4 protein-coding genes are annotated in these 6527 nt (G+C 40.1%); 1 reads left to right on the top strand and 3 read right to left on the bottom strand.

Annotation, left to right across the window (positions count from 1 at the left end; genetic code table 11):
• The first annotated feature begins 88 nt into the window (after positions 1-88).
• Positions 89-2050: an ABC transporter ATP-binding protein/permease gene (locus IQ264_RS21580; RefSeq protein ID WP_193982867.1), complete on the top strand. Its 1962-nt coding sequence runs from the start codon at positions 89-91 to the stop codon at positions 2048-2050.
• A 483-nt stretch (positions 2051-2533) separates the two neighbouring features.
• Here IQ264_RS21580 and IQ264_RS21575 read toward each other — a convergent pair whose 3' ends face one another.
• The 3 genes from IQ264_RS21575 to IQ264_RS21565 all read right to left on the bottom strand — a co-directional run bounded on the left by IQ264_RS21575 (position 2534) and on the right by IQ264_RS21565 (position 5728).
• Entirely contained in the window at positions 2534-2899 is a 366-nt protein-coding gene (locus IQ264_RS21575) for a four helix bundle protein (RefSeq protein WP_193982866.1), read from the bottom strand.
• Positions 2900-2981: 82 nt separating this feature from the next.
• Positions 2982-3299 (bottom strand): transposase family protein, encoded by a 318-nt coding sequence (locus tag IQ264_RS21570; RefSeq protein WP_193982865.1) that lies wholly within the window; start codon positions 3297-3299, stop codon positions 2982-2984.
• Between the two features lie 5 nt (positions 3300-3304).
• On the bottom strand, positions 3305-5728 hold the full coding sequence (locus IQ264_RS21565; RefSeq protein WP_193982864.1) for a protelomerase family protein: 2424 nt from the start codon (positions 5726-5728) through the stop codon (positions 3305-3307).
• Positions 5729-6527: the final 799 nt, after the last annotated feature.

Below are 6527 nucleotides of genomic sequence, written 5' to 3'. Positions count from 1 at the left end.
CTAGTACCGAGTTCTGAGTAAAGTTTCTGACTCAGCACTCAGTACTTATTATTTAGCGCAACAAAGATTTCATTTTGGATTCTAAAATATGCCCACTCAAGTTGTTCAAAATCAACCACAAATAAATGCTTTATCAGCTTTTATTCAATTTTGGGACGATGTAAAAGTGATCGCAGGATCTTACTGGTATCCAACAAAGCCAGAAGAAAGAGCATTTCTAGATGTGATTAAAGCATGGGGAATGCTTATTCTCCTAATCTTATTAATTATCACTCTCGTAAGTTTAAGTGTTTTTAATAGCTTTATTAGCCGTGATTTAATCGATATCATTACTAAAGAAAAGGATTTTACTAAATTTTTTAATACATTATGGATTTACGGAATAGCCCTTGTCTTAGTAACATTCTTGGTTGGATTTACTAAATTTGTCAGAAAACAAATCGCTTTAGATTGGTATCAATGGCTAAATAATTATATTTTATCAAAATATTTCAACGATCGCGCTTACTATAAAATTAACTTCACATCTGATATAGATAATCCAGATCAACGGTTATCTCAAGAAATCGATCCTATTGCTAATAATGCTCTCAACTTTTCAGCTACTTTCTTAGAGAAAGTACTAGAGATGACAGCTTTTTTAATAATTCTTTGGTCAATTTCTCAGCAAGTTGCAGTTATTTTAGTTGTTTATACGGTAATAGGAAATTTAATTGCAGTTTACATAACTCAAGAATTTAATAGAATTAATCAAGAAGAACTCGAATTGAAAGCTGACTACAGTTATGCACTGACTCATGTTCGCACTCATGCTGAATCAATAGCTTTTTTTCAAGGAGAACGCCAAGAGTTGAATATCATTCAACGCCGCTTTAGTAATTTGATCAAAGTTGCTAAGCGTAAGGTAACTTGGGAAAGAAATAAAGACATTTTTAATAGAGGATATCAGGCTGTAATCCAAATATTTCCAATTATCATATTTGGCCCTTTAGACATTAGAGGTGAGATGGGATTCGGCGAAATTAGCCAAGCTTCTTTAGCTTGTAGCTTATTTGCTAATGCTTTGGCAGAATTGATTAATGAATTTGGTACTTCCGGGCGTTTTTCTAGTTACGTTAAACGTTTATCTGATTTTTCAGATGCGCTACAAGAAGTAACTAAACAACCAGAAAATGCCAGTATAATTAAGACAATAGAAGAAAACCATCTTGCTTTTGAGCATATTACTTTACAAACACCTAACTATGAGCAGGTAATTGTCGAAGATCTGTCACTCGCTGTTCAGCCAGGCGAAGGTTTGTTAATTGTAGGGCCTAGTGGTCGAGGTAAGAGTTCTCTACTGAGAGCGATCGCTGGGTTGTGGAATGCGGGAACTGGTCGTCTGGTAAGACCTCCCTTAGAAGAAGTATTGTTTTTACCCCAACGTCCTTACATCATCTTGGGAACTTTGCGCGAACAGTTACTTTATCCTAAGACAAATCATCAGATGACCGACGCACAACTTAAAGAAGTTTTGCAACAAGTTAACCTGCAAAACTTGCTCAGTCGAATTGAGGGCTTTGATACGGAAGTTCCTTGGGAGAATATATTGTCCTTGGGAGAACAACAACGCCTAGCTTTCGCACGCCTGTTGGTGACTAATCCAAGGTTCACTATATTAGATGAAGCAACAAGTGCCTTAGATTTGAAGAATGAAGGGAACTTATATCAACAATTACAAGAGACGAAAACAACGTTTATTAGTGTTGGACATCGAGAAACTTTATTTAATTATCATCAATGGGTTCTAGAACTTTCGCAAGATTCTAGTTGGCAACTTTTGACTGTGGAAGATTATCGAAATCAAAAGATAAGAAATAGCCAATCACAAATATTGACAGAAACAATCACAAGTGACGGGCTTTCTCATAAGGAAATAAGTAAATTAACTAACTATTCCATTAGTACTATCAGAAGTAAGGCAAGTAAAGGAGGTTCTATCACTACTAGGAACGGCTTGACATACCGCTATGACAAGAATCCAAATATATTAAAATGGCTGAGAGTTTAGCTGTTCAGGGGGCTACAACGAAGCTAACGTGGTTGTTGGATCTGGGGATTCTTACGCGATTTTGGTGAAGAGAAGCAATAAGGTAGAAGGTAGACGTGGTAAGGGATAGAGGGATGTAGTACCCTTGAGCAGAAAAAGTAGAACTAGCCCGTTGAGGCCGGATTTTGGGAAAATTGGTACTGAGACTGCCAGATAGAAACAGCCAGGAGAGAAGCTTGCCGGATGTAGTATGAGCAGAGGAGAAAAAACCACCGCAGAAGCGATCGCAAAAAAGTAAAAAAACAGATAAGTGAGAAAGACTGTCAATAAATCTTCAGGAGAGTAAGAGAAAACGACGTTGAAGTAAAGGTAAACCAGCACGACCATACATTTGACGCTTGAGCATCTTTTCAATTCAAAATTCAAAATGCAAAATTCAAAATGAATACAGTTGAAAATACAAAAGGCTAAATTCAAGGATTAAAGAAAGAAAAAGATTTAGCTTTAATTCTGAAGATTTTGCTTGGTTTTGACAATGATAGAAGCGATAATTTTGATTAATTCATCACTTTCTTTAATGATAGAATTTAACCGGGTTTCGGGAATTAAATTAGTAGCGATTAAAAGCTTTAACCAATATTTAGTTTCTCTAGCTTCTTTGAGAGAAATTTCCATTTTATGAACGAAATCGGCTTTACTTTGACCAGATTGAGCTTCTTCCACGTTAGCTCCAATAGAAGTACCTGCTTTAAGCAGTTGTTTAGCCAGCGTTCTTCCTACACCTGGTTTCTCGTCTAGTACCTGACAAAGTTTGACAATGCGAATACCGAATTCAAAAGTGCGATCAGTAATTGGTAATGGTTCGTTCACCAGAAATTATTTATAAATCGTCTAACAATTTTAACTCATAACTGGTGCGAATTTTGAATTTTGAATTTTGGATTTTGAATTGTTATGACCAAGCGGCAGTCAGTTCAGGCAAGCGTTCACAGAAAATGCGGCGTTGGCAAGCCCGATTGTGACAAAAGAACTTACGGACACAAAGGAACAGAGTGACAGAGTAATCAGCCCAATTCAAATCCTGAACAGTACGTTGATAGTGACTATGAACGCTGTGGCTAATATGGTGGCAAACCGGACAGGAAGCAGCCATCTCAGTAGAAGAAAGGGTTAGTTTAAGCCTTTTGGCCTCAGAATCAATTACCTGCTCGTCTAAATGGAAATGAGTTAAGCCTGGGAGAAGATGGGAAAGTAAAGAAGGGACAATCATAGAACTTAAGAAGGGAACCAATTAACGACATCGGCAACCTTGAGGTGGAATTTCTTAGCCAAAGAAATATTATGACCTGGGGAAAAGCCACACTGAGCATTGTAATGATCAATGTGCATGGCAGATAACACCTCATCGATTACCAGGCGATGAATAGTATTACCCGTTAGTGCAATAATCAAATTACGATTAATCATCCACTTGCGCTCAATATCCTGAGTTTCGTTATAATCCAGAACCGCCTGAATAGCCCGACGAGCCTTTTCTTTGGCGACCACAGTAGAGCGACGTTCCTTGACTTCCCCCGTAGAAAGCCCTTCAACATCCTTCACCTGTTTCGACTGTCGAAGGGGAGTGCATTCAGCAGTATGTTCCATGCGATCGGTATCTGCATCAACCCCCTTAGTAGCTGATGTATTTTGGCGCAAGTTTTGTACAGAAGAAGTTTTTTTGGAAGTAGGAGATGAATTTTGTACAGAAGAAGTTGAATTTTGTACAGAAGAAGTTTTTCTGGAAGTGGTATAGGGTATTTGTACAGCAGAAACGCCCTCTGATACCTCCATCCGTTCAGTCAGACGAGCCATTGTCGTGACCAAAGGAGTAATCGCCTGGGTTAAAGCTGCAATCGCAGCCAAAGCTTTCTCCACCTCTGAACTACCCACAGTCATGGAAATAGGCTCTTCTGGTTGTATTGATTGAGGCATACCTAGTCGTGAAGTTGTATCCAGTGATGCAGCAACTTGTCTAGATTCATTCGGAGGAATGGCGCTTTTTGCACCACCATTGACAATCTCTGAATCTCCTGCATCTAGGTAATCGCCAGGTATCACTGTTGGTTGGGCAACCCCAACTCGATCGGCGCGAAGTTGACCAACTAAAGCCATAATTTGGGACTGCAACTTTTCGGTAAGAAGTTCCAACTGAGCAATTTTAGCCATCGCCTCCGAATTATCAGCAGACAATTGAGCAATCTTGGCAGCGTTGTCTGTATGCTCACGCTCCATAGCTGCCATATTCTCTGACAACTGGGTATTGTGCTGTTGGAGTGCCGGAATTTCTTGTAATGCCCATTCCATCCAATCCAACAAAGCATGGTGTCGCTCGGCCTGATTTCCCTCAAAACCCATTTGTTGGCACAAAGTATCAAACCGCCAGCGATCGTCCCGGTAGATCGTGCGCCGAGAAAACTTGGGTTTAACCACAGCAGCAACTTCTACATTAGTTTCCACAGTGGTTACAGCTTCCACATCTTTAGCAGCTTCTTCACTCTCTTTGGTTTGCACAAGGCGCGAGACAACAGTATTAACAGTTTCGGGTGCAACAACCTCTGGTTCTAGGGATACAGTAGTTACGGTGTTTTCAGAAATGTTAGTTGTGGGAGTAACTGGCTCGCCTGACACTGCTAACTGACGAGCTTTTTTGTATAGCTGTTTCACTCCCGGTAGTCCCAAGCGCACCCCCAAATCACCGATAAAGTCGCCCCGATCGTCCACAATCCGATAAGTGAAATAGTGAATAGTAGTAGCCAATGCCTCAGCTTGGTAATTGTCAGTTTGATGGCCTAAAACTTTACCACAATAGAAAATAGGTTCAGCCGTAGGGGGACAGTAAAAATAAGTGGCAATCTTGCCATAAGCAGCCCGCAGGTTAGAACCACTAAGTTTAGTAGTGCCATCATTACGAGGTGGAGCTTCCAGTAAGCCACTGAAATGTCGTCTCACTTGGTCATTAATCATCTTATTGGAAGCATTACCCGCCAATACTGCTTCTGGAAGTGTCCGAATCTCAATAATCTTCGGTATTCGTGACAGTCTGAAGAGAGCATCGAGAACCCTGTTAGCTTCAATCAAAGTGGGAATCTCAAAAGATGGTGTCTCAACATTGCCCTTTTTAAGTTGACCAGAAAACATTAAAGTGTAATCGCTAGCTGCTTCAAAACGACCACACCAAACCACTTCAGTTGGTCGCCGTCCAGTCAAAGCAATCAAAGCCGCACTCAGAGTTGGCCAATGGTCAGAATTCAACAGAGAAGAAGCCTTCTCCACGAAAGGCTCAGGATACAGAGGAAGCTTACCATCAGCCTTAATAGCCGCATTTTGCTTAGTAGGCAGATTTCGCTCATCCCATTCATTAAGAGTTGGTTTAAGAGTCTTAATCACCAGATGCCGCTTCACCTTTTTCCCATTGACCGTCTGCCACCATTCAGTTGGAGCTAAAGATTCCCCTTCACTCTGGGGAAAAGCTTCCATAATCGCCGGAATATACTCATTACTGAGCAAAGTTCCAGCACTAGAAGCTTTGTAATTCTCATATAACCAATCATGCTCCGCTTGACCCAAAGCAGCGATCGCTTCCGCATCGCTCGTGTGCCTTAGCTGCTCGATTAAATTAGCAATTCGCTGTTTTCTTTGCTCTGAAAGTTTCGACATCTTCTGTATACTCTCCCTAATTCTTGGTAGAAGAAACAGCATTTACTGTATATACCTGCTGCTATGCCGTCTCCCAAGCATGAGAATCCATCAAAGTACAGACCAGCACAGTAGTAGAGCAGAAACCTTGTAGGGAGGGATGGCGCTGACGCGCCGCCGCGAGTGCGGTGCGGCCTCCTGGGGTGATTTAAACGGACTGCATCTATTGACACTCAAACCCACCTGGCATCTTCTCTCAACCCATACACCATTCCTGGATTGCGGTCGAAGATCGAAAATTAAACATCTTGTGCTTCTTTTCTATTATCTACTGTATGTATACGACAGTCAACCTAACTTTCATTAGTATTTTTAATACAGCTAATGTCACAAGCCAGAACCAACAAAGTGTAGAGAATTCCAAATCACCACCTACCCTCCCTGGAATCCTTACTTTGTGTGCTTTCTATATCTACTGTATATATCTACCTCGTCACTTATAACTCTGTCTTATACAGCAGAATTACTTATAAATACTGTATGTACTTGAGATATTAGAAAAATCATAAGTATATACAGATAGTATAAGTGCGATCGCAATTTACTCAATCTCTAAAAGCCTTATGCCACAAAGATTACAAGCACCAGATGACTTGACACCATCAACCTGCATTCAGGAGATGCTGAATTTAATGTACAGAAGTTATATACATAAGATATTTATATACATAAATTTTTCTTATGCACAAGGTAGTATATATACATAGGGTAAGTTTATTAATCTAGATTAATAAACTTACCCTATGTATATATACTACCT

The organism is [Phormidium] sp. LEGE 05292, assembly GCF_015207735.1.
Classification (GTDB): Bacteria; Cyanobacteriota; Cyanobacteriia; order Cyanobacteriales; family Aerosakkonemataceae; genus Floridanema.
This window is presented reverse-complemented; position numbering and strand designations above follow the sequence as displayed.